Below are 22,975 nucleotides of genomic sequence, written 5' to 3' on the forward strand. Positions count from 1 at the left end.
GAACCTTCATGCGCCTCGTCTTCGCCGGCACACCTGCTGCCGCCGTGCCCACACTGCGACGTCTCTCGACGCTGCACGACATCGTCGCGGTCGTCACGCGCCCCGATGCCCCTCTCGGGCGCAAGCGGGTGCTGACGCCTTCGCCGGTCGCCCAGGCGGCCGATGAGCTCGGTCTGCCGGTGATCCGTGCGAGCCGGCTCGACGACGACGCGACGGCGCGCATCACGGCGCTGCGGCCCGAGCTCGGGGTGATCGTCGCCTACGGCGGCCTGGTGCGCGAGCCGCTGCTCTCGGCTCCGGATGCCGGGTGGATCAACCTGCACTTCTCCCTGCTGCCCGCCTGGCGAGGAGCCGCGCCGGTGCAGCGTGCGCTGATCGCCGGTGACCGCGAGCTCGGAGCGAGCGTGTTCCAGCTCGTCCCGGAGCTCGATGCGGGCGACGTGTTCGCCATGCGCACGATCGTGGTCGCGCCGACCGCGACCGCCGAGCAGGCACTCGAGACCCTGGCCCGCGACGGTGCGGAGCTGACCGCGGAGGTTGTCGACGCGATCGCGAACGGGACCGCCCGCGCCGAGCCGCAGCGAGGAGCGCCCACGCTCGCCCCGAAGCTGACCCTGGTCGACGGCCTGCTCGACTGGTCGCAGCCCGCTGACGCGGTGTTCGCCCGGTTCCGCGGCGTGACTCCGGAACCCGGAGCGCACACCACCGTCGAGGGTCAGCGGCTCAAGATCCTCGAGGCGGCCCCTGCGGATGCTGCCGAGCCGGTGGAGCCCGGTCGCATCGTCGGCACGAAGTCGGCCCTGCTGATCGGCACGGCATCCGCTCCTCTCGCCGTCACGCGCGTGCAGCCGGCGGGCAAGGGCGCGATGAACGCCGTCGACTGGTGGCGGGGACAGCGCGCCACGGAAGGGCTGCGTGCCGGATCATGAGCCCGTCTGAGCAGGGGAGAGCACCGCGACGGACCTCCGTTCGCCAGGGTGCCGCGCGTCCCACGAACACCGGGGACCGCTCGGGACGCCGGGGACCGACGCGCACCGTGCAGCCGGCGCGACGCGTCGCCTACGACGTGCTGCGCGCCGTCTCGGACTCCGACGCGTACGCCAATCTGCTGTTGCCCACGGCCATCGCCGAGGCCGCTCTCTCGCCGCAGGACGCCGCTCTCGCGACAGAGCTCACCTACGGCACGCTGCGGCGCCGCGGGCTCTACGACGCGATCATCGCGGCGGCAGCCGATCGCGCCGCCGACGGCATCGACCCCGCGGTCCTCGATGCGCTGCGTCTCGCCGTGCACCAGCTGCTGGCGACCCGTGTGGCCTCGCATGCGGCCGTCAACGAGTCCGTGAACCTCGTCGCGACGGCAGCGGGACGCGGTGCGGCGAGCTTCACGAACGCCGTCCTGCGGCGTATCGCGCGCGACACCCCCGAGCACTGGCAGGAGCGGATCGAGGAGGATGCGCGCTCCGACGACGAGCGACTCGCGCTGCGGTCGGCGCATCCGGTCTGGATCATCCGAGCGCTGCGACGCGCTCTCGCGGCCGAGGGACGCGTGGACGAGCTCGAGGCGCTGCTCGAGGCCGACAACGTCTCACCCGAGGTGACGCTGGTGGCGCTGCCGGGGCTGGCCGAACCCGTCGACCCCCGTCGGCCCTATGCCGTGACGGCCTTCGCGTCACCCGGCGGCGATCCGCGACGCTCCGTCGAGGCCTCGGGAGGCACCGTCCGCGTGCAGGACGAGGGCTCCCAGCTCGTCGCCCTCGCTCTGGCGGATGCCGCGCCGATCCGGGCAGGGGAGCGGTGGCTCGACTTGTGCGCGGGGCCCGGAGGCAAGACCGCCCTCCTTGCGGCCATCGCCCGCGAGCATGGCGCGACCCTCGAGGCGAACGAGGTCGTGCCGACGCGCGCCCGTCTGGTGCGCAACGCGCTCCGAGCCGTTCCGGGCGAGGTCGTCGTGCACGAACAGGACGGTCGTGAACTGGCCGCGGCGCGGGCGGGAGAGTTCGACCGGATCCTCGTCGACGCCCCCTGCACCGGCCTCGGCGCGCTGCGCCGCCGTCCGGAGGCGCGGTGGCGCAAGTCTCCGGCCGACGTCGCGGAGCTCGTGCCGCTGCAGGTCGACCTCCTGACGGCGGCACTGGAGGCTCTCGCGCCGGGCGGCATCGTGGCCTACGTCACATGCTCGCCGCATCTGGCCGAGACCGTCGGCGTCGTGCAGGAGGTGCTGCGCGACCGTGCCGACATCACCGAGCTCGACGCGAGGTCCGTGATCGCCGACCTCGCCCGGTCGCCGATCGACCTCGCCGATGACGGCCGCGCGGATTCCGGCAGCGCCCAGCTCTGGCCGCATCGTCATGGCACCGACGCCATGTTCCTCGCGCTGCTCCAGCGCACGGACGCCCCGAACACCGCAGCGAAGGAAGACTAGGACCGTGGAACTCCCCAGCGCACCCCGCATCAACCCCAGCATCCTGGCCGCCGACTTCGTGAACATGCAGGCCGATCTCGCCAAGATCGCGACCGCTGACTTCGCCCACGTCGACGTGATGGACAACCACTTCGTCCCGAACCTCACGTTCGGACCGCAGATGGTGGAGCGCATCCAGGCGACCAGTCCCATCCCGCTCGACGTGCATCTCATGATCACCGATCCGGACCGCTGGGCTCCGGGCTATGCCGAGCTGGGGGCGGCCAGCGTGACGTTCCATCTGGAGGCGGCGGCGGATCCGATCGCCCTCGCCCGTCGGCTGCGCGACATCGGGGCTCGCGCCGGCATCGCGATCAAGCCCGACACACCCGCGGAACCGCTGTACTCGGTGCTCGAGGAGTTCGACCAGATCCTCGTCATGACCGTGGAGCCGGGCTTCGGCGGTCAGGGTTTCATGCCCGAGACCATGCCCAAGCTGCGCGCTCTCGCCGACGAGGCGCAGCGCCGCGGATCGCAGGTGTGGCTGCAGGTCGACGGCGGGATCTCCGACAGCACGATCGAGATCGCCGCTGCCGCGGGCGCGAACACGTTCGTCGCGGGCTCGGCGGTCTTCGGCGCCGACGACATCGAGGCCGCTGTCACTCGGCTCAGGGACCGCGCGCGAGCCGGTAGCCTGGAGGGGTGAAGACTTTCGACGAGCTGTTCGCCGAGCTCAGCGTCAAGGCCGAGACCCGCCCAGAGGGATCCGGCACCGTCGCCGAGCTGGATGCCGGCGTGCACACGATCGGCAAGAAGATCGTCGAAGAGGCCGCCGAGGTGTGGATGGCATCGGAGTACGAATCCGACGAGGCCGCCGCCGAGGAGATCTCCCAGCTGCTGTACCACCTGCAGGTCATGATGATCGCGAAGGGTCTCAGCCTGCAGGACGTCTACCGACATCTGTGATGCGCTCCGTTCCTCTCCTCTCGAACTGAAGGCCATCCATGCTGCGCATCGCTGTTCCGAACAAGGGCTCGCTCTCCGAGACCGCCGCCGACATGCTCGCGGAGGCCGGCTATGCCGGTCGACGCGACCCGAAGACCCTGCACGTCATCGACGCCGAGAACGACGTCGAGTTCTTCTTCCTTCGCCCGAAGGACATCGCCACCTACGTCGGCTCGGGCGCCATCGATGTGGGCATCACCGGCCGGGATCTCCTGCTGGATGCCCGGATGCCGGGCGCACGGGAGATCGAGGCCCTCGGTTTCGCCGGCTCGACGTTCCGCTTCGCCGCGCCCTCGGGCCGCTACAGCGACGTCTCGGAGCTCGACGGCCTGCGCATCGCGACCTCGTATCCGGGCCTCGTCGACGCCTTCCTCGATGAGCGGGGAATCGCAGTCGATCTGGTCCCGCTCGACGGTGCGGTGGAGTCCGCCGTGCGCCTCGGCGTCGCGGACGCCGTCGCCGATGTCGTCGAGACCGGCACGACGCTCCGTCAGGCGGGGCTCGACGTGTTCGGTCCGGTGATCCTCGAGTCCGAGGCCGTCCTCATCGCCGGTCCGGTCGACGCCGACGGCTCCGAGACGCTGCTCCGCCGACTGCGGGGCGTCATGGTCGCCCGTCGTTTCGTCATGATCGACTACGACCTCCCCGTCGCGCTGCTCGACGACGCGGTCAAGATCGCCGGCGGTGTCGAGTCCCCGACCGTCTCGCCGCTGCGCGACCCCGAGTGGGTGGCCGTGCGGGTCATGGTCGCGCGTTCGCGCGTCAACCACGTGATGGACGAGCTGTACGCGCTCGGCGCGCGCGCCATCCTCGTCACCGCCATCCACAACGCGAGGCTCTGATGACTCTCGCCAGCCGCGTCATCCCGTGTCTGGACGTCGCCGACGGCCGCGTCGTCAAGGGTGTCAACTTCGAGAACCTCCGCGACATGGGCGACCCGGTCGAGCTCGCCCGGCACTACGCCGCGCAGGGTGCGGATGAGATCACCTTCCTCGACGTCACCGCCACGGTCGACGCCCGCGCGACGACCTACGACGTGGTGCAGCGCACGGCCGAGCAGGTCTTCGTCCCGCTCACCGTCGGCGGGGGAGTGCGCAGCGTCGACGATGTGGCGCGACTGCTCTCGGTCGGCGCCGACAAGGTCGGAGTGAACTCGGCCGCCATCGCGCGTCCTGAGCTCATCGGCGAGATCGCCGACCGCTTCGGCGCCCAGGTGCTCGTCCTCTCGCTCGACGTGAAGCGCGCCGACACGACGCCCTCGGGCTTCGTGGTGACCACGCACGGCGGGCGGACGCAGACGACGCTCGACGCGCTCGCCTGGGCTCGCGAGGCCACGGAGCGCGGCGCCGGCGAGCTCCTCGTCAACTCGATCGACGCCGACGGCACCAAGGACGGCTTCGACCTCGAGCTCGTGCGTCTCATGCGAGAGGTCGCCGACGTCCCGGTGATCGCGTCCGGCGGGGCAGGCAAGGCCGCGGACTTCGCGCCCGCCATCAAGGCCGGAGCGGATGCCGTGCTCGCCGCGAGCGTGTTCCACACCGGCGCGCTGACCGTCGGCGACGTCAAGGACGCGCTGCGCGCGGAAGGGGTGCTGGTCCGATGACATCGGTCGAGGAGCGCATCGCGCAGGTCGTCTTCAACGCCGACGGCCTGGCACCGGTGATCGTGCAGCAGTGGGACACCCACGAGGTGCTGATGCTCGCCTGGGTCGACGCGGAGGCACTGCGTCGCACCCTCACATCGGGACGTGCGACGTACTGGTCGCGCTCCCGGCAGGAGTACTGGCGCAAGGGCGACACCTCCGGCAACATCCAGGTCGTGCGGGAGGCCCGCCTCGACTGCGACGGCGACGCGATCCTGCTCGAGGTCGCGCAGACCGGGCCCGCCTGCCACACCGGCACCCGCACGTGCTTCGACACCACCGACCTCGAGGCGACCGTCGGAGCGGGAGAGTCGTGACCTTCGCCCAGCGCGGTCGTTCGATCTCCGTCTCCGGCTTCCTCCTCTCCGGCGCGATCGGCATCATCTCGTCCACGCAGACGTGGCTGACGGTCGAACGAGCGGATGCCGGGGAAGCGATCCTCGTGCCCGGTGCGTCGGCCCTCGTCCTGCTCGCTCCGCTGAGCCTGGCCGTCCTCGCCCTCGGCGCCGCACTCTCGATCGCGGCCCGCGTGCTGCGCGTCGTCTTCGCCGTGCTCGCCGGAGCGGCATCCGTCTTCCTCATCTGGTCGACGCTGCAGCTGCTCGCCGCCCCGCTCGACGCGGTGGGCCCCGCTGTGACCGACGCCACGGGGCTGGCCGGCGGGGGCGCCCTGGGCGATGTCGTGGAGGCGGTCGCGCCGACGGCGTGGCCGATCATCGCGCTGGTCGGCTGGGTCATCCTGCTCGCAGCATCCGTCGTCGTCCTCGTGACGTGGCGGGGCTGGAAGGCCGGTGGCCGCCGCTACCGCACGGATGCCGCCGACGCGGCTCCGCACGACGGTCCCGTCGACGCGGTCGATTCCTGGGACGAGCTGTCCCGCGGAACCGACCCGACGCGGTGACCCCGATAGACTGAACCCGCCCCGCACGTCGTCCCCCGGAGGAGAACATGACCAACCCGATCGCCGACCCCGGCCACGGACACTCGCCTGCGGCCTGGACCGCTGTCGTGATCATGCTCGTCGGCTTCACCGCCGGCACCGTCGCGTTCTGCTTCGAGCAGCCGGCCCTCGTCTGGATCTCCGCGGCTCTCATCCCGATCGGTGCGATCGTGGGCTGGGCGCTGGCCAAGGCCGGTTACGGCGTGAAGGGCCCCAAGTACTCGCCGAAGGCGCACTAGTGGTCCTCGCCGACCTGACGGCCGGCGCTGTCGCAGACGCCGAGCGTCGCGCGCTCTCGCGCCCCCTCGACGTCGTCGAGCGGGAGGCGCTCTCGCGTCCCGCGGCGAAGGACGCCCTGTCGTTCCTCGCTCCCGCCGAGCAGGTGAAGATCATCGCCGAGGTCAAGCGGGCCAGCCCCTCGCGCGGCGCCCTCGCCGACATCCCGGACCCCGCCCTTCAGGCATCGCTCTACGAGACCGGGGGAGCCTCCGCGATCAGCGTGCTCACCGAGGAGCGGCGGTTCGGCGGCAGCCTCGCCGATCTCGAGGCCGTCACCGCCCGTGTGTCCCTGCCGGTGCTGCGCAAGGACTTCATCGCGAATCGCTATCAGGTGCTCGAGGCCAGAGCGGCCGGAGCCGATCTCGTCCTGCTGATCGTCGCCGGGCTCGAACCCGCCGTGCTGCAGGATCTCTTCGGCTTCATCACCGAGCTCGGCATGACGCCGCTCGTCGAGACGCACTCCGCCGACGAGCTCGAGGCGGCGATCGATCTCGGCGCACCGCTCATCGGCGTGAACGCGCGCGACCTGAAGACCCTCGAGCTCGACCGTGATCTGTTCGGCCGTCTGGTCGACCGGATCCCGGACACCGCGGTCAAGATCGCCGAATCCGCCGTCCTGACACCTGCCGACGTGGTGCACTACCGCTCCGCCGGCGCGGATGTCGTCCTGATCGGCGAGGCGCTCGTCACGGGCGATCCCGTCGCGACCCTCAAGAGCTTCCTGGAGGCGAAGTGAGCCTGCGAGATCAGCACGGACCATACTTCGGCGAGTTCGGCGGGCGGTACATGCCCGAGTCGCTGATCGCGGCGATCGATGAGCTCACCGTGGCCTACGAGGCTGCCGTGGCCGATCCGGAGTTCCGCGCCGAGCTCGCTCAGCTCCTGAGCTCGTACGCCGGACGCCCCTCGGCCATCACCGAGGTGCCGCGGTTCGCCGCGCACGCCGGCGGTGCACGGGTCTTCCTGAAGCGCGAGGACCTCAACCACACGGGGTCCCACAAGATCAACAACGTGCTCGGTCAGGCCCTGCTCACCAAGCGCCTCGGCAAGACCCGCGTGATCGCCGAGACCGGCGCGGGTCAGCACGGCGTCGCCACGGCCACCGCTGCCGCGCTGTTCGGCCTGGAGTGCACGATCTACATGGGTGAGGTCGACACCGAGCGCCAGGCGCTCAACGTCGCCCGCATGCGTCTGCTCGGCGCCGAGGTCGTCGCTGTGACCTCGGGTTCGCGCACGCTCAAGGACGCGATCAACGACGCGTACCGCGACTGGGTGGCATCCGTCGAGACGACGAACTACATCTTCGGCACCGCAGCGGGCCCCCATCCGTTCCCGGCGATGGTGCGCGATTTCCAGAAGATCATCGGCGAAGAGGCCAGGGCGCAGCTCCTCGACGAGGTCGGCCGCCTTCCCGATGCCGTCTTCGCGTGCGTCGGCGGCGGGTCGAACGCGATCGGTATGTTCGATGCCTTCCTCGACGACGAGAGCGTGAAGCTCTACGGCGTCGAAGCGGCCGGCGACGGCGTCGACACCGACCGGCACGCCGCCTCGATCGAACGCGGACGCCCCGGCGTCCTCCACGGAGCGCGGACCTACGTGCTGCAGAACGGCGACGGTCAGACGATCGAGTCGCACTCGATCTCCGCGGGACTCGACTATCCCGGCGTCGGCCCCGAGCACTCCTGGCTGGCTGACATCGGCCGCGCGGAGTACATCCCGGCCACCGATGACGAGGCGATGCAGGCGCTGCGTCTGCTGAGCCGCACCGAGGGCATCATCCCCGCGATCGAGTCGGCGCACGCCCTCGCCGGCGCACTGCGCGTCGGACGAGATCTCGGTCCGGATGCGATCATCGCCATCTGCCTCTCCGGGCGCGGGGACAAGGACATGGACACGGCCGCGCGCTACTTCGAGCTGTACGACGAGGAAGCCCTCGCGCACGACGTCGAGGACGAGAGCGTCACCGACAAGGCCGCGTCGAAGGGGGAGCCGGAACTGTGAGCCGTGTGGAACAGGCCATCGCCGCCGCTCAGGCCGAAGGGCGTAGCGCCTTCGTCGGCTACCTGCCCGTCGGCTTCCCCGACCTCGAGACCAGCATCCAGGCCGCCATCGCGCTCGCGGAGAACGGCGTCGACATCATCGAGCTCGGCCCGCCCTACAGCGACCCGGTGATGGACGGCGCGATCATCCAGGAGGCGACGACCCAGGCGCTGGCCGCCGGGTTCACGACCGCCGACCTGTTCACCGCGGTGCGCGCCATCACAGCCGCGACCGATGCTCCCGTGCTCGTAATGACCTACTGGAACCCGGTCATGCAGTACGGCGTCGACCGCTACGCGGACGACCTGCTCGCCGCAGGCGGCGCCGGGCTGATCACACCCGACATCACGCCCGACGTCGCAGGGGAGTGGATCGCCGCGAGCGAGCGCACCGGACTCGACCGCGTCTTCCTCGCCGCGCCGACGTCGACGGACGAGCGCCTGGACCTCGTGGTGAAGTCGTCGACCGGCTTCGTCTACACCGTCTCGACCATGGGCATCACCGGAGAGCGCACCGAGCTCGACCGTGCGGCCCGCACTCTCGTCGCCCGCCTCCGCGAGCACGGAGCCACCCGTGCCTGCGTGGGCATCGGCATCTCCACCGCCGAGCAGATCGCGGGCGTCTCGGAGTACGCCGACGGCGCGATCGTCGGCACCGCGCTCGTCCGCGCGCTGCGCGACGGCGGCATCCCGGCTCTCGCCGAGGTCACCCGAAACCTGGCATCCGGCACGTCGTCGGCACGCCCCGATCACGAGAACTAGAATCGCACTCATGTCCCTCGCGCTCCACAGCACCTTCAACGGCGTGCTCGCCAGCATCCCGAGCCCTCCTGTGTCGTACTTCGACCTGGGGCCGATCCGGATCCACTTCTACGCGCTGTGCATCATCGCCGGCATCATCGCCGCCGCGCTGATCACCAACCACCGCCTGACAAAGCGCGGGGCGGAGCCGTGGGTCGTGATCGACATCTCGATCCTGGCCGTCCCGATCGCGATCATCGGCGCGCGCATCTTCCACGTGCTCACGCACCCGAACTTCTACTTCGGCGAGGGGAAGAACACCTGGAACCCGTTCGAGCCGGGTTCCGTCTGGGCGATCTGGGAGGGCGGCATCGCCATCTTCGGAGCGCTCATCGGCGGCGCGATCGGCGCCTACCTCGGATGCCGGTGGACCGGCATCCGCTTCTGGACCTTCGCCGACGCCCTCGCACCCGGTCTCCTGCTCGCGCAGGCCATGGGACGCTTCGGCAACTGGTTCAACCACGAGCTCTTCGGTCTCCCGACCGACCTGCCCTGGGGACTCGAGATCGAGTCGACCAACTCCGCGTTCCCTCCCGGCCTCCCCGACGGCACGCTGTTCCACCCCACGTTCCTGTACGAGGTGCTGTGGAACGGTCTGGGCGTCCTCGTGCTGCTGTGGCTCGGCCGCAAGCTCTTCTTCCAGTGGGGTCGCCTGTTCGCGATCTACCTCATCTGGTACAGCGCGGGACGCGTCGTCTGGGAGTCGATCCGCATCGACCCGAGCGAGATCATCCTGGGCCTGCGCAGCAACGTCTGGGCCGCGATCATCGGCATCGTCGTCGGTCTCGCGATCCTCATCGTGCAGACGCGCCGTCACCCGGGTCTCGAGCCGTCGCCCTACCAGCCGGGCCGCGGACGGAGTGACGAAGGCGCTGATGTAGAATCGCAGGACAATCCCTCTGACTTCGTGGATCTGAGCGAGCCTCCGGCCGAAGAAGTCACCGCAGGAGCCAGCGCCACAAGCGTCGCTCCCACGGACGCGGACGGCTCTCGATAGCCTCCAGAAGTTCCGTGAGGAACCCCACGCATCCACCCGGCCAATGACGTCCCCGGGTCACCCGAAGATCTGAGGACGGTACCGCATGGCATCGAGCGACCTCCGCGCACCCGTCGGGCAGCAGTTCCCGGCCAAGCAGGGCATGTACAACCCGGCGTTCGAGAAGGACGCCTGCGGCCTCGCCATGGTGGCGACGCTGCGTGGCACGGCAGGACACGACATCATCGCGCTCGCGCTGCAGGCGCTGCGGAACCTGGAGCACCGCGGTGCGATCGGTTCTGACGCCGGCACGGGCGACGGAGCAGGCATCCTCACGCAGATGCCCGATGAGTTCCTGCGCGCGGTGGCGGGCTTCGAGCTGCCGCCGGTGGGGGAGTACGCCGCGGGGCTCGCGTTCCTGCCGCGCGATTCGAGCGAACGTCGCCAGCAGAAGGCGGGCATCGAGAAGATCGCCCGCGCCGAAGGGCTGCGCGTGCTCGGCTGGCGCGAGGTGCCGACCGCCAACGACAACCTCGGCAAGCTCGCCGATGAGGCCCGTCCGGCTTTCGAGCAGCTGTTCGTCAGCGCCGGCGGAGCCACCCATGCGCAGGCCCCGCTCACGGGGATCGCGCTCGACCGTGTCGCCTACCGTCTGCGCAAGCGCGCCGGTCACGAGCTCGGCGCCTACTTCGTCTCGCTCTCGAGCCGCACGCTCGGCTACAAGGGCATGGTCACGACCCTGCAGCTCGAGCCGTTCTACCCCGACCTCCAGGACGAGCGCTTCGCCTCGGAGCTCGCCGTCGTGCACTCGCGGTACTCGACGAACACCTTCCCGTCCTGGCCTCTCGCGCAGCCGCTGCGGATGCTCGCCCACAACGGCGAGATCAACACGGTCGGCGGAAACCGCAACTGGATGCGCGCGCGTCAGTCGCAGCTCGAGTCCGAGCTGCTCGGAGACGTCGCGCCGCTGCTGCCGATCTGCACGGATGGCGCCAGCGACTCGGCCTCCTTCGACGAGGTGCTCGAGCTCCTGACGCTCACCGGGCGCAGCCTGCCGCACGCCATCATGATGATGGTCCCCGAGGCCTACGAGAAGCAGGCCGACATCACGCCGGAGCTCCGCTCCTTCTACGAGTACCACTCGAACCAGATGGAGCCGTGGGACGGACCCGCCGCCCTCATCTTCACCGACGGCACCCTCGTCGGCGCCACGCTCGACCGCAACGGCCTGCGTCCTGGTCGCTGGACGGAGACGACCGACGGACTCGTCGTGATCGGCTCGGAGACCGGTGTGCTGACGTTCGAGCCGGAGCGCATCAAGCGCCGCGGCCGTCTGCAGCCGGGGAAGATGTTCCTCGTCGACACGGCGCAGCGGCGCATCGTCGAGGACCAGGAGATCAAGCGCGAGCTCTCCACGATGCACCCGTGGCAGGACTGGCTGGATGCCGGTGCCGTGCGCCTCGCCGATCTCCCGGAGCGCGAGCACATCGTGCACCCGCCGGCCTCGATCACCCGCCGTCAGCGCACGTTCGGGTACACCGAGGAGGAAGTGCGCATCCTCCTGACCCCGATGGGGCAGACCGGTGTCGAGCCCCTAGGCGCGATGGGATCGGACACACCGATCGCGGTGCTCAGCAAGCGTCCGCGCCTGCTGTTCGACTACTTCACGCAGCAGTTCGCGCAGGTGACCAACCCGCCGCTGGACTCGATCCGCGAAGAGGTCGTCACGAGCCTCAAGCTCGGTCTCGGCCCGGAGAGCAACCTGCTCTCGTGGGGTCCTGAGCACACCCGCACGGTGTCGCTCGACTTCCCCGTGATCGACAACGACGAGCTCGCGAAGATCCGCCACATCGACAAGGCCCTTCCGGACCGGTCGAGCGTGACGGTCCGCGGCCTGTACCACTTCGACTCGGGCCCCGACTCGCTCGCCGACCGCCTCACCGAGATGTGCGCGGAGGTGGACGAGGCGATCGAGAACGGCGCCGAGTTCATCATCCTGTCGGACCGCGACTCGAACAAGGATCTGACGCCGATCCCGTCGCTGCTCATGGTCTCGGCGATCCACCACCACCTGATCCGCCGTGAGAACCGCATGAAGGTCGGTCTCATCGTCGAAGCGGGTGACGTGCGCGAGGTGCACCACGTCGCGACCCTGATCGGCTACGGCGCCTCGGCGATCAACCCGTACCTGGCGATGGAGACGGTCGAGCACCTGGTGCGCACCGGCTACATCACCGGCATCACACCCGAGAAGGCCGTCAAGAACCTGATCTACGCGCTCGGCAAGGGCGTGCTGAAGATCATGTCGAAGATGGGCATCTCCACGGTGTCGTCCTACGCCGGCGCGCAGGTCTTCGAAGCCGTGGGCCTCAGCCAGGAGTTCATCGACGCCTACTTCACCCGCACCGAGTCCAAGCTCGGCGGGATCGGCATCGAGGAGATCTTCGCCGAGAACCAGGCGCGTCACGACTACGCCTACCCGGAGGACGCCGCGGCGCGCGCGCACGAGCGTCTCTGGACCGGCGGCGAGTACCAGTGGCGTCGCGACGGCTCTCCGCACCTCTTCAACCCGGAGACGGTCTTCAAGCTGCAGCACTCCACGCGCACGCGTCGCTACGACATCTTCCGCGAGTACACGAAGCTCGTCGACGACCAGGCAGCGGAGCTCAAGACGCTGCGCGGACTCTTCAGCCTGCGCACCGGCACTCGCAAGCCCGTGCCGCTGGACGAGGTCGAGCCGGTGTCCGCGATCGTCAAGCGGTTCTCGACGGGTGCGATGAGCTACGGCTCGATCTCGCGCGAGGCGCACGAGACCCTCGCGATCGCCATGAACCGGATCGGCGGCAAGTCGAACACCGGTGAGGGCGGCGAAGACCCCGACCGACTGGTCGACCCTGAGCGTCGCAGCGCGATCAAGCAGGTCGCCTCCGGCCGCTTCGGCGTCACGAGCCTCTACCTGACCGAGTCGGATGACATCCAGATCAAGCTCGCCCAGGGCGCCAAGCCCGGCGAGGGCGGGCAGCTGCCGCCGACCAAGGTGTACCCGTGGGTGGCGCGCACGCGTCACGCGACGGCCGGCGTGGGACTCATCTCGCCTCCTCCGCACCACGACATCTACTCGATCGAGGACCTCAAGCAGCTCATCTTCGACCTGAAGAGGGCGAACCCCGAGGCGCGCATCCACACCAAGCTCGTGAGCCAGTCGGGTATCGGCGCCGTCAGCGCCGGTGTGGCGAAGGCGCTCAGCGACGTCATCCTCGTCTCCGGACACGACGGCGGCACCGGCGCGAGCCCGCTGAACTCCCTCAAGCACGCGGGCACGCCGTGGGAGCTCGGTCTGGCCGAGACCCAGCAGACCCTCATGCTCAACGGCATGCGCGACCGCGTGGTCGTGCAGGTCGACGGTCAGCTCAAGACGGGCCGCGACGTGATCATCGGCGCCCTGCTCGGTGCGGAGGAGTTCGGCTTCGCGACGGCTCCGCTCGTGGTGAGCGGCTGCATCATGATGCGCGTCTGCCACCTCGACACGTGCCCGGTCGGCGTCGCCACGCAGAACCCGGCGCTGCGCGAGCGCTTCACCGGCAAGCCGGAGTTCGTCGTCAACTTCATGGAGTTCATCGCCGAAGAGGTGCGCGAGCTGCTGTCCGAGCTCGGCTACCGCTCGATCGACGAGATCGTCGGCCGTGCCGACCTCATCGAGATGAACGCGGCCGTGGACCACTGGAAGGCCGAGGGCCTGGACCTCAGCCCGGTGCTGGACGGTCCCGTCTTCCCGGCCGGCGAGCCGCGTCGCAGCGGCCGTGCGCAGGATCACGAGCTCGAGAAGCACTTCGACGTGCAGCTGATCGACATCGCGAAGAGCGCGCTCCTCAACGGCGAGCCCGTCGTGGTCGAGCTTCCGATCGCGAACACCGAGCGGGCCGTCGGCACGATGCTCGGCCATCAGGTCACGTCGCGGCATGGCGCCGCGGGGCTCCCGAAGGAGACGATCGACGTCACCCTGCACGGAACGGCGGGGCAGTCGCTCGGCGCGTTCCTCCCGCCGGGAATCGTGCTGCGTCTGGAGGGCGACGCCAACGACTACGTGGGCAAGGGCCTCTCCGGCGGCGACATCACCATCCGTCCGCCGCGCGGCTCGTCGATCGCACCGCACGAGAACGTGATCGCCGGCAACGTCATCGGCTACGGTGCGACCTCCGGCACGATGTTCATCTCGGGTGTCGTGGGGGAGCGGTTCCTCGTCCGCAACTCGGGCGCCACCGCGGTCGTCGAGGGCGTGGGAGACCACGCGCTCGAGTACATGACCGGTGGGCTCGCCGTGATCCTCGGCTCGACCGGTCGCAACTTCGGCGCCGGCATGTCCGGCGGCATCGCCTACGTGCACGCGCTCGACACGGGCAAGGTGAACGCGCAGTCCCTCGGCAGCGGAGAGCTCCTCCTCGAGCAGCTGGACCGTGCCGATCTCGAGGTGCTGCGGAGCCTCCTCACGGCGCACGTCGAGCGCACCGCGTCACCGCGGGCATCCGCTCTCCTCGAGCGTTTCGACGAGACGGCGTCCGAGTTCGTCAAGGTGCTTCCCCGTGACTTCGCCGCCGTGCGGAGCATGCGCGAGGAAGCATTGGCCGAGGGGATCGACCCCGACGGCGACATCGTGTGGAACCGCATCCTGGAGGTGACCGGTGGCTGATCCCAAAGGCTTCATGAAGGTGACCGAGCGGGAACTCCCCGCACGACGTCCGGTGCCCGTGCGCATCATGGACTGGAAAGAGGTCTACGAGCGCGGCGACAAGGCGGTGCTGCAGCGCCAGGCCGGCCGCTGCATGGACTGCGGCGTGCCGTTCTGCCATTCCGGATGCCCGCTCGGCAACCTGATCCCGGAGTGGAACGACCTGACCTGGCGCGGCGAGGGCCGCGCGGCCATCGAGCGCCTGCACGCCACCAACAACTTCCCGGAGTTCACCGGGCGGCTGTGCCCTGCTCCGTGCGAGAGCTCGTGCGTGCTCGGCATCAACCAGCCGGCGGTGACGATCAAGCAGATCGAGGTCTCGATCATCGATGAGGCCTTCGCGAAGGGCTGGGTCGAGCCCGAGCCGCCCGAGCGCCTCACCGGCAAGACCGTCGCCGTCGTCGGATCCGGCCCCGCCGGCCTCGCGGCCGCGCAGCAGCTCACGCGCGCCGGTCACACGGTCGCGGTGTTCGAGCGCGACGATCGCATCGGCGGACTGCTCCGCTACGGCATCCCCGACTTCAAGATGGAGAAGGGACAGCTGGAGACGCGTCTTCGCCAGATGCAGGAGGAGGGCACCCGCTTCCGGGCGGGCGTCGAGATCGGCAAGGACATCTCCTGGGCCGACCTGCGCGCGCGCTACGACGCGGTCGTCATCGCGACCGGCGCGACGGTTCCGCGCGACCTTCCGATCCCCGGACGCGACCTCGACGGCGTGCACTTCGCCATGGAGTACCTGGTCGAGTCGAACCACGCGGTCGCCGGTGACAAGGTCACCAACCAGATCACCGCCGAGGGCAAGCACGTCATCGTGATCGGCGGCGGCGACACCGGCGCGGACTGCATCGGCACCGCCCACCGTCAGGGCGCACTCAGCGTCACCAACCTCGCCATCGGCAAGCAGCCCGGCACGGAGCGTCCCGACCACCAGCCGTGGCCGATGATGCCGACCGTGTTCGAGGTCGCTTCTGCCCATGAGGAGGGCGGCGAGCGGATGTTCCTCGCCTCCACCGTCGAGTTCCTCTCGAACGAGGTGGGCGAGGTGCGTGCACTCCGGGTCGCCGAGACCGAGTACATCGACGGACGCCGCGTGCCGAAGAGCGGCACCGAGCGCGAGATCCCCGCTGACCTCGTGCTGATCGCCATGGGCTTCACCGGCCCGGAGCAGGACGGCTACACCGAGGAGACCCTCCCGCAGGTGACCGACCGCGGTGCGTTCCGCCGCGACTCCAGCTACGAGTCGACCGTGTCCGGCGTGTTCGTCGCCGGTGACGCCGGCCGCGGACAGTCGCTCATCGTCTGGGCGATCGCCGAAGGCCGGGCCGCTGCCGCGAACGTCGACCGGTTCCTCATGGGCAGCACCGTGCTGCCCGAGCCGGTGCGTCCGCATGATGTCGCGATCGGCCTTCAGCCCGCGTAGGCTGAGCGGCGGCACCTCGCCTGATTCACCTTCCCCCACTTCTATCCCTGGAGAATTCTGTTGAGACGCGCGAAAATCGTCGCCACCCTGGGCCCCGCCACCTCCACCTATGAGACGGTGCGCGCACTGATCGATGCGGGGGTGGATGTCGCACGCCTGAACCTCAGCCACGGCGACTACTCCGTGCACGAGAACAACTACGCCAACGTGCGCCGTGCCGCGGACGACGCCGGCCGCGCCGTCGCGATCCTCGTGGACCTCCAGGGCCCGAAGATCCGTCTCGGCAAGTTCGAGAACGGGCCCTACGAGCTCGCGGTCGGTGACATCTTCAAGATCACCACCGAGGACATCATCGGCAACAAGGACATCTGCGGGACGACCTTCAAGGGTCTGCCGCAGGACGTCAAGCCGGGTGACTTCCTCCTCATCGACGACGGCAAGGTCCGCGTCGAGGTCGTCGAGACCGACGGCGTCGTCGTCACCACGAAGGTGATCGTCGCCGGTGCCGTCTCGAACAACAAGGGCATCAACCTGCCCGGTGTCGCCGTCAACGTCCCCGCGCTGAGCGAGAAGGACGAGGACGACCTGCGCTGGGGTCTGCGCATCGGCGCCGACCTGATCGCGCTGTCGTTCGTGCGCAACGCCTCGGACGTGACCCGTGTGCACGAGATCATGGCAGAGGAGGGCGTCAAGGTCCCCGTCATCGCCAAGGTCGAGAAGCCGCAGGCGGTCGACGCCCTCGAGGAGATCGTCGACGCGTTCGACGCGATCATGGTCGCCCGTGGCGACCTCGGTGTCGAGCTGCCGCTCGAGGCCGTGCCGATCGTGCAGAAGCGCGCCGTCGAGCTCGCCCGCCGCATGGCGAAGCCGGTCATCGTCGCGACGCAGATGCTCGAATCCATGATCAACAGCCCGGTCCCGACGCGCGCCGAGACGTCCGACGTCGCGAACGCCGTCCTCGACGGCGCCGACGCGGTCATGCTCTCCGGAGAGACGAGCGTGGGCGACTACCCGGTCGTCGTCGTCGAGACGATGGCCCGCATCATCGAGTCCACCGAGGAGCACGGCCTGGAGCGCATCGCGCCGCTCACCACCAAGCCGCGCACCCAGGGTGGCGCGATCACCCTCGCCGCCCTCGAGGTCGCCGAGTTCGTCGACGCGAAGTTCCTCTGCGTCTTCACGCAGTCGGGCGACTCCGCTCGTCGCCTGTCGCGTCTGCGCTCGCGCATCCCGATGCTGGCCTTCACACCGGAGCCCGACATCCGCCGCCGCATGGCGCTCACGTGGGGCATCCGCTCGACCCTCGTCGACATGGTGCAGCACACCGACCTCATGTATCTGCAGGTCGACGACTATCTGCTGAAGAACGGTCTGGCCGAGGAAGGGGACAAGGTCGTCGTGATCTCCGGTTCCCCTCCCGGAATCGTGGGCTCGACGAACGACATCCGCGTCCACAAGGTCGGGGACGCCGTCGGCGGTGCTGCTCCGATCTACAAGGAAGCCACCGTCTGATCCGTTGGTGCGCAGCAGAGGGGCGGGACTTCGGTCTCGCCCCTCTGTCGTCCGTCTCGGTGTATGTTCCCCCTATGGACAACGACCGGGAGATGCTCGTCGACTCCGAGGCGGAGGCCGCAGCATCCATCCGCTGAAGGCCGCCGGCTGGTGGCTCGCCGACTACGCCTACGCCGGGTACTGGCAGCTCAGGGCGACGTTCTCCCGATCAGACGCGACGTCATACGCGTCGGGCGACGCGGCACCCATCGTGGTGCTCCCCGGCGTGTACGAGACCTGGCGATTCCTGCAGCCGCTGATCACGGAGCTGCATGCCCGAGGGCATCCCGTCCATGTCGTCGACGCCCTGCAGCGGAATCAGCGCCCTGTGGCTGAGATGGCGGAGAGCGTGGCCGCGTTCCTCGAGGCACGGGATCTGCATGACGTCATCCTCGTCGCGCACAGCAAGGGCGGTCTGGCCGGCAAGCTCGCCATGACCGGACGCGCGGCAGGACGGGTGCGCTCGATGCTCGCGGTGGCGACGCCCTTCGGCGGCTCACGGTACGCCCGGATGTTCCCCGTGCGCACGCTGCGTGCGTTCGCTCCGGAAGACCCGTCGATCGTCGGTCTCGCCCGGCAGCTCAGCGTCAACTCCCGGATCGTCTCGATCTACGCCGACTTCGATCCGCACATCCCCGAGGGGAGCGAGCTGGCGGGAGCGAAGAACGTCCGGCTCGACACCGGAGGGCACTTCCGCATCCTCGCCCATCCGCGCGTCCTCGCCGAGCTGGCGGTGCTCGCCGAGTAGACCTCGCCCCGAACGTCGAACATCTCGCGCTCGCCTCCACGAGGCTTCGGGCTGCTGTCAGGGGGCATAGGTCATCACGTCCCCGACGAGAGGCGCCTCGGAGGTGCGGTCGCCCGAGACGGCGGTATCGAGCTCGTAGGGCGTGCCGGCGAAGCCCGCTTCGAGCGCCTCAGCGCTCGGCACGACTCCGTCGAGGGTGAACGAGTCGATCAGGAACGGCACGCCGTTCGAGGCGAGCGGGCTCGGCGAATCCATGATGTGGAAGTGCAGGTGTGGGGCGTCGGAGTTGCCCGAGTTTCCGAGCAGCGCGATCGGCTCGCCCTTCTTCAGCTGCTGACCCACCTCGACGTGCGCTGGGTTGCCGGGCTGCAGGTGCGCATAGAAGGCGAACCGGCCGTCGCCGATGTCCTGCACGATGTAGTTGCCGCCGTATTCGTCGAGGGTGAGGCCGGTCGGGTTCGCGCCCGGTGTCTGCTCCGGCCGGTCGGTGGTCATCGCGACCACCGGCCCGTCGGCGACCGCGATGACGTCGTTGCCGAAGGACGGGTAGTTCTGGGCCACGGTCTTGTCTCCGGTGAACAGCCGGTCATCGTCGGTCAGCTGCACGTAATCGATCGCCCAGCGTTCCGGGACCTTGAAGCCGGCGTTGATGGGGCTGACCGCTCCGCGGTGCGGTGTGAGGGTGCAGCATCCGTTGCCGTTCAGCCAGCCCGCGCCCTGCAGCGGTGGACCGATGGTGACGGGAGTCGAAGCGCTCACCGTGACGGCGGGAACGTGTTCGACGATGACGGAGTCGTGGATGGGTGGGTTGGCTTCCGGCATCCGCACCGTCACGGTGTGCTCGATCGCGGTCGGCACCTCGGCGGCAGAGTCGACGATCGCGTCCATCCAGATCATGGCACTTCCGCCGCCCGGGAGGGTACCGCCCGCGTCGCCCGTGCCGACACCGCGGTAGACGGCGGTCAACTCCTCGCCGGTGAGCGACTGCAGTGTGCCTCCGTCGGCGCGGGATTCGACGGACTCGATCGTTGCCGGCGACGCCGAGGCGTTGACGAGCAGGAGCTCATAGGCCAGATGCATGCGACCGTCGGTGGCGGGAGCCGCGATCGGCGGATTCGTGACGGTCACGACCACCGGGGAGTAGGCATCCTGAGCGGCATCGTACTGGGCGGGTGAGGACTCGACCGGCGTCATGGCGGGAGAGTCGGACGCGCTCGACGGGCCCGTGCATCCGCTCAGGAACAGCACGGAGATCGAGGACATCGCAACAGCGGAGAACAACGCCGAGCGTGGTCTGGGTCGGGGCATACATCTCATTGTGCCCAAGGCAGGCTGCTCGCGGTGCTCGATCGAGGAGATGTCAGCCGCAGTTCCCCGAGGGTGTGCGCCCGTCGCCCAGAGTAGGGAGCCAGAGCAGCAGATCCGGGAGCGCGGCGTAGGCGGCCAGTCCATGATCGATGTCGGGGTAGGTGTGGAACGTGAGATCCGCCTGCTGGGAGCAGAGCAGCTTCACATAGGCCTCGGTCGCACTCGGGCGCACCAGCTGGTCGGCCTCGCCCTGTCCGACGAAGACGGGTATGGTCACGGGCTGCCCGCCCGCGCTGTTCTCCTCCAGCAGGGTCTTCCACGGCTCGGTGGTGGCCGGGTCGCTGGTCACATAGCCGCCGACGAGCGGATCGGCGATCGTATGGAGCTCCTTCGTCTGCGTGAGGAGGCAGAGCTCGGCCATCTCGGGGGTGGCCTTCGCCCCGGCGGGAGTGAGTATCGCGGTGATCTCGTCCGCCGTGTACCGGTCGGCGTATGCGACCGTGTAGGCGGGGATGGCGAGCGACGCGATGGTCACTCCGGAGAGATCGATGATGTCATCGGTCATCAGCGCGTTCAGATTCGCCGCCGGCGCAGCCACCGCGACACCCTGCAGCTTCAGCTCCGGGGCGTACGACGATGCCCGCTCCGCCGCGAAGAGCACGGCCTGCCCTCCCTGCGAATGCCCCCACAGGACGACGCGGTCGCCGATGTCCGCGCCGTCGATCGTGCGCGCTGCGCGCACGATGTCCAGCACGCTGTTCGACTCCGGTACGCCGAGGAGGTAGGAGGATTGCCCTTCGACGCCGAGGCCCGGGTAGTCGGTCGCGGCGATCGCGTATCCCTCGGCCAACAGCTCGTGAAGACCCTCGATGTACTGGAAGGGATCGAGACCGAGCGATGGTGCGCACTGCGCGGCGGCACCCGTGGTCGGATGGGCCCAGGAGACCACCGTACGTCCGTTCTCCGGCGCAGGTCCCTCCGGGACGATCACGACGCCGGAGACCGGGATGTCATCGCCGGCGAGGTCTCGCGAGTGGTAGATCACCCGCCACGCCGATGTTCCCGCTGGTGCGCTCGCGATCGGTTCGATGCGGATGATCTCGCCGGGGTCGCCGGTCGGGGCCGGGGAGGGGAGCGAGTAGAACGCCGGATCGGTCTTGAGGTCGGCCTGCCCTTCGATGTACCGCCGGGCGAACTCCGCTGCGGCGAGCCCGAGCACGACGACGAGGACGGCCCCGATGATGAGAAGGATCCGTCGCCGCCTCGGTCGATGTGCGTGCGCCGCAGGCGCGCCACTGTCCATAAGGACTGTATAGCGCACAGAGGGTGCCGGCGGTGGGACTCGAACCCACACGCCCTCTCGGACAAAGCATTTTGAGTGCTCCGCGTCTGCCATTCCGCCACGCCGGCTCGTGTGTCGCGCCTTCGACTTTAGCGCAGGAGATCTCACCGCAGCGTCGGGCCACAGCCGGTAGCCGGGGCCTCTCCACTAGGATGGATCTGTGACCGAGCAAGAACAGGCTGTAGAGCCCACGGCATCCGCACCCCGACGCGTCGTCGTCGCCGAAGACGAATCGCTGATCCGTCTCGACATCGTCGAGATCCTCCGCGACAACGGCTTCGATGTCGTCGGCGAGGCCGGCGACGGTGAGACCGCTGTCGCTCTCGCGACCGAGCTGCGCCCCGATCTCGTCATCATGGACGTCAAGATGCCTCAGCTCGACGGCATCAGCGCGGCCGAGAAGCTGCACAAGGGGAACATCGCCCCGGTCGTGCTCCTCACGGCGTTCAGCCAGAAGGAGCTCGTCGAGCGCGCGAGCGAGGCCGGCGCTCTGGCTTACGTCGTCAAGCCGTTCACCCCGAACGACCTGCTCCCGGCGATCGAGATCGCGTTGGCCCGCCACGAGCAGATCATCACGCTCGAGGCCGAGGTCGCCGACATGGTCGAGCGCTTCGAGACCCGCAAGCTCGTCGACCGGGCCAAGGGCCTGCTCAACGAGAAGATGGGGCTGAGCGAGCCCGAGGCGTTCCGCTGGATCCAGAAGGCGTCGATGGACCGCCGTCTGACGATGCAGGACGTCGCGAAGGCGATCATCGAGCAGCTCGCGCCGAAGAAGTGAGCCCGGAGGGCTCGGAGTGAGCCTGCCGAAATCCGCTGTTCGGCTCGACGCCGAGCACATCCTGCGCCCGATCCGGATCGGTGACGGTGCCGCTCTCGCGCGCGCCTACGTCGCGAACCGTGACCATCTCGCGCCCTGGGAGCCCACCCGCGCAGAGTCCTTCTTCACGCAGGAGTTCCAGGAGCGGCACGCACAGGAGTGCGAGACGGATGCCGCCTCGGGACGCAGCATCCGATTCGTCATCGAATCCGACGACGGCGAGATCCGCGGGCGGATGAACCTCAACAACATCGTGCGGGGTGCGTTCTGGAGCGCCGACCTCGGCTACTGGATCGACGTCTCGCGTCTGCGCCGTGGCCTCGCGTCCCGCGCCGTCGAGCGGGTGGCCGCCTACGCGCGGGAGGAGCTCCGCCTGCATCGCCTGCAGGCGGCGACGCTGCTGCACAACATCGGTTCGCAGCGCGTGCTCGCCGAGAGCGGGTTCGAGCGCATCGGTCTGGCGCCGAAGTATCTGCGCATCGCGGGGGAGTGGCAGGACCACCTGCTCTTCCAGCTGCTGCTGGAGGAGCCGCTCAGTCCGCGGCGGGAACGGCCTTGATCATGTTCGTGATCCTGATCGTCGAGCAGCGCCGGCCCTGATCGTCGGTCACGACGATCTCGTGGACCGTGATGCTGCGGCCGAGGTGCACCGGGGTGCAGACGCCGGTGACGACACCGGAGGTCGCCGAACGCGTGTGCGTGGCATTGATGTCGACGCCGACGGCGAGACGTCCGGGGCCGGCGTGCAGATTCGCCGCCATCGACCCGAGCGACTCGCCGAGCACGACGTACGCGCCGCCGTGCATGAGACCGACGGGCTGCGTGTTGCCTTCGACGGGCATCGTCGCGACGCACCGCTCGAGGCTGAACTCGAGGAACTCCATGCCCATCTTCTGGGCGAGCGCCCCCATCCCTCGAGCTGTCGCCCAGTCGAGTCCCTCGCTCGTCGCGACGTCGCTCATGAATCCTCCTCAGCGGGT

At 69.3% G+C, this 22,975-nt stretch carries 22 protein-coding genes and 1 tRNA gene; 19 read left to right on the forward strand and 4 right to left on the reverse strand.

Going from position 1 to position 22,975, the window contains the following annotated elements; all coding sequences use genetic code 11:
- The first annotated feature begins 8 nt into the window (after positions 1 to 8).
- The 17 genes from fmt to MRBLWH11_RS14940 all read left to right on the forward strand — a co-directional run bounded on the left by fmt (position 9) and on the right by MRBLWH11_RS14940 (position 18,528).
- Positions 9 to 929: a methionyl-tRNA formyltransferase gene (gene fmt, locus MRBLWH11_RS14860; RefSeq protein WP_116634943.1), complete on the forward strand. Its 921-nt coding sequence runs from the start codon at positions 9 to 11 to the stop codon at positions 927 to 929.
- The gene (locus MRBLWH11_RS14865) at positions 926 to 2,422 is read left to right on the forward strand and encodes a transcription antitermination factor NusB (RefSeq protein ID WP_341945399.1); all 1,497 of its coding nucleotides are present in this window, start codon (positions 926 to 928) and stop codon (positions 2,420 to 2,422) included. Before fmt ends, MRBLWH11_RS14865 begins: the two co-directional genes overlap by 4 nt.
- Positions 2,423 to 2,426: 4 nt before the next feature.
- Complete coding sequence (rpe, locus tag MRBLWH11_RS14870) at positions 2,427 to 3,107, forward strand: ribulose-phosphate 3-epimerase (RefSeq protein WP_279303205.1); 681 nt, start codon at positions 2,427 to 2,429, stop codon at positions 3,105 to 3,107.
- Positions 3,104 to 3,367 carry a phosphoribosyl-ATP diphosphatase gene (locus tag MRBLWH11_RS14875; RefSeq protein WP_116634946.1) on the forward strand — a complete coding sequence of 88 codons (264 nt, stop codon included), beginning with the start codon at positions 3,104 to 3,106 and terminating at the stop codon, positions 3,365 to 3,367. The genes rpe and MRBLWH11_RS14875 overlap by 4 nt, the downstream gene beginning before the upstream one ends.
- A gap of 38 nt (positions 3,368 to 3,405) precedes the next feature.
- Positions 3,406 to 4,248, forward strand: a complete 843-nt coding sequence (hisG, locus tag MRBLWH11_RS14880; protein ID WP_116634947.1) for an ATP phosphoribosyltransferase — start codon at positions 3,406 to 3,408, stop codon at positions 4,246 to 4,248.
- Positions 4,248 to 5,009: an imidazole glycerol phosphate synthase subunit HisF gene (gene hisF / locus MRBLWH11_RS14885; protein ID WP_116634948.1), complete on the forward strand. Its 762-nt coding sequence runs from the start codon at positions 4,248 to 4,250 to the stop codon at positions 5,007 to 5,009. The genes hisG and hisF overlap by 1 nt, the downstream gene beginning before the upstream one ends.
- Entirely contained in the window at positions 5,006 to 5,365 is a 360-nt protein-coding gene (gene hisI / locus MRBLWH11_RS14890; RefSeq protein ID WP_116634949.1) for a phosphoribosyl-AMP cyclohydrolase, read from the forward strand. The genes hisF and hisI overlap by 4 nt, the downstream gene beginning before the upstream one ends.
- On the forward strand, positions 5,362 to 5,949 hold the full coding sequence (locus MRBLWH11_RS14895; protein WP_116634950.1) for a Trp biosynthesis-associated membrane protein: 588 nt from the start codon (positions 5,362 to 5,364) through the stop codon (positions 5,947 to 5,949). Before hisI ends, MRBLWH11_RS14895 begins: the two co-directional genes overlap by 4 nt.
- Positions 5,950 to 5,996: 47 nt before the next feature.
- Positions 5,997 to 6,227, forward strand: a complete 231-nt coding sequence (locus MRBLWH11_RS14900; RefSeq protein WP_116634951.1) for an HGxxPAAW family protein — start codon at positions 5,997 to 5,999, stop codon at positions 6,225 to 6,227.
- Complete coding sequence (trpC, locus tag MRBLWH11_RS14905; RefSeq protein ID WP_341945400.1) at positions 6,227 to 7,003, forward strand: indole-3-glycerol phosphate synthase TrpC; 777 nt, start codon at positions 6,227 to 6,229, stop codon at positions 7,001 to 7,003. Before MRBLWH11_RS14900 ends, trpC begins: the two co-directional genes overlap by 1 nt.
- Positions 7,000 to 8,268, forward strand: a complete 1,269-nt coding sequence (gene trpB, locus MRBLWH11_RS14910) for a tryptophan synthase subunit beta (RefSeq protein WP_341945401.1) — start codon at positions 7,000 to 7,002, stop codon at positions 8,266 to 8,268. The genes trpC and trpB overlap by 4 nt, the downstream gene beginning before the upstream one ends.
- Positions 8,265 to 9,068, forward strand: coding sequence for a tryptophan synthase subunit alpha (trpA, locus tag MRBLWH11_RS14915; RefSeq protein ID WP_341945402.1), 804 nt, complete (start codon positions 8,265 to 8,267; stop codon positions 9,066 to 9,068). Before trpB ends, trpA begins: the two co-directional genes overlap by 4 nt.
- 10 nt (positions 9,069 to 9,078) lie before the next feature.
- Complete coding sequence (gene lgt / locus MRBLWH11_RS14920; protein WP_341945403.1) at positions 9,079 to 10,104, forward strand: prolipoprotein diacylglyceryl transferase; 1,026 nt, start codon at positions 9,079 to 9,081, stop codon at positions 10,102 to 10,104.
- An 85-nt stretch (positions 10,105 to 10,189) separates the two neighbouring features.
- The gene (gene gltB, locus MRBLWH11_RS14925; protein ID WP_341945404.1) at positions 10,190 to 14,770 is read left to right on the forward strand and encodes a glutamate synthase large subunit; all 4,581 of its coding nucleotides are present in this window, start codon (positions 10,190 to 10,192) and stop codon (positions 14,768 to 14,770) included.
- Positions 14,763 to 16,229, forward strand: coding sequence for a glutamate synthase subunit beta (locus MRBLWH11_RS14930; RefSeq protein WP_116634957.1), 1,467 nt, complete (start codon positions 14,763 to 14,765; stop codon positions 16,227 to 16,229). Before gltB ends, MRBLWH11_RS14930 begins: the two co-directional genes overlap by 8 nt.
- A gap of 60 nt (positions 16,230 to 16,289) precedes the next feature.
- On the forward strand, positions 16,290 to 17,741 hold the full coding sequence (pyk, locus tag MRBLWH11_RS14935) for a pyruvate kinase (RefSeq protein WP_116634958.1): 1,452 nt from the start codon (positions 16,290 to 16,292) through the stop codon (positions 17,739 to 17,741).
- A gap of 250 nt (positions 17,742 to 17,991) precedes the next feature.
- A complete protein-coding gene (locus MRBLWH11_RS14940; RefSeq protein ID WP_341945405.1) occupies positions 17,992 to 18,528 on the forward strand; it encodes an alpha/beta hydrolase in 537 nt (178 codons plus the stop codon).
- A 57-nt stretch (positions 18,529 to 18,585) separates the two neighbouring features.
- Here the strand turns inward: MRBLWH11_RS14940 and MRBLWH11_RS14945 are convergent, their stop codons facing one another.
- From MRBLWH11_RS14945 to MRBLWH11_RS14955, 3 genes are all read right to left on the reverse strand, one after another.
- Positions 18,586 to 19,791, reverse strand: coding sequence for a M23 family metallopeptidase (locus MRBLWH11_RS14945; RefSeq protein WP_341945406.1), 1,206 nt, complete (start codon positions 19,789 to 19,791; stop codon positions 18,586 to 18,588).
- A gap of 97 nt (positions 19,792 to 19,888) precedes the next feature.
- Positions 19,889 to 21,139 carry an alpha/beta fold hydrolase gene (locus tag MRBLWH11_RS14950; protein ID WP_341945407.1) on the reverse strand — a complete coding sequence of 417 codons (1,251 nt, stop codon included), beginning with the start codon at positions 21,137 to 21,139 and terminating at the stop codon, positions 19,889 to 19,891.
- A gap of 24 nt (positions 21,140 to 21,163) precedes the next feature.
- Positions 21,164 to 21,246, reverse strand: a tRNA-Leu gene (locus tag MRBLWH11_RS14955).
- Positions 21,247 to 21,338: 92 nt separating this feature from the next.
- Between MRBLWH11_RS14955 and MRBLWH11_RS14960 the strand changes: the two genes are divergently transcribed.
- Entirely contained in the window at positions 21,339 to 21,956 is a 618-nt protein-coding gene (locus MRBLWH11_RS14960) for a response regulator (RefSeq protein ID WP_116634961.1), read from the forward strand.
- A 16-nt stretch (positions 21,957 to 21,972) separates the two neighbouring features.
- Positions 21,973 to 22,554, forward strand: a complete 582-nt coding sequence (locus MRBLWH11_RS14965) for a GNAT family N-acetyltransferase (protein ID WP_341945408.1) — start codon at positions 21,973 to 21,975, stop codon at positions 22,552 to 22,554.
- Here MRBLWH11_RS14965 and MRBLWH11_RS14970 read toward each other — a convergent pair.
- The gene (locus tag MRBLWH11_RS14970; RefSeq protein WP_116634962.1) at positions 22,529 to 22,957 is read right to left on the reverse strand and encodes a hotdog fold thioesterase; all 429 of its coding nucleotides are present in this window, start codon (positions 22,955 to 22,957) and stop codon (positions 22,529 to 22,531) included. The genes MRBLWH11_RS14965 and MRBLWH11_RS14970 overlap by 26 nt on opposite strands.
- Positions 22,958 to 22,975 lie beyond the last annotated feature (18 nt).

The sequence above is a fragment of the Microbacterium sp. LWH11-1.2 genome (assembly GCF_038397745.1).
Taxonomy (GTDB): domain Bacteria; phylum Actinomycetota; class Actinomycetes; order Actinomycetales; family Microbacteriaceae; genus Microbacterium.

Bases quoted from the DNA above. Each gene is read 5' to 3' on its own strand.
- lgt (WP_341945403.1), top strand. From the start codon at position 9,079: ATGTCCCTCGCGCTCCACAGCACCTTCAACGGCGTGCTCGCCAGCATC.
- MRBLWH11_RS14900 (WP_116634951.1), top strand. From the start codon at position 5,997: ATGACCAACCCGATCGCCGACCCCGGCCACGGACACTCGCCTGCGGCC.
- fmt (WP_116634943.1), top strand. From the start codon at position 9: ATGCGCCTCGTCTTCGCCGGCACACCTGCTGCCGCCGTGCCCACACTG.
- hisI (WP_116634949.1), top strand. From the start codon at position 5,006: ATGACATCGGTCGAGGAGCGCATCGCGCAGGTCGTCTTCAACGCCGAC.
- MRBLWH11_RS14950 (WP_341945407.1), bottom strand. From the start codon at position 21,139: ATGGACAGTGGCGCGCCTGCGGCGCACGCACATCGACCGAGGCGGCGA.
- MRBLWH11_RS14945 (WP_341945406.1), bottom strand. From the start codon at position 19,791: ATGTCCTCGATCTCCGTGCTGTTCCTGAGCGGATGCACGGGCCCGTCG.
- hisF (WP_116634948.1), top strand. From the start codon at position 4,248: ATGACTCTCGCCAGCCGCGTCATCCCGTGTCTGGACGTCGCCGACGGC.
- gltB (WP_341945404.1), top strand. From the start codon at position 10,190: ATGGCATCGAGCGACCTCCGCGCACCCGTCGGGCAGCAGTTCCCGGCC.
- hisG (WP_116634947.1), top strand. From the start codon at position 3,406: ATGCTGCGCATCGCTGTTCCGAACAAGGGCTCGCTCTCCGAGACCGCC.
- MRBLWH11_RS14865 (WP_341945399.1), top strand. From the start codon at position 926: ATGAGCCCGTCTGAGCAGGGGAGAGCACCGCGACGGACCTCCGTTCGC.
- MRBLWH11_RS14970 (WP_116634962.1), bottom strand. From the start codon at position 22,957: ATGAGCGACGTCGCGACGAGCGAGGGACTCGACTGGGCGACAGCTCGA.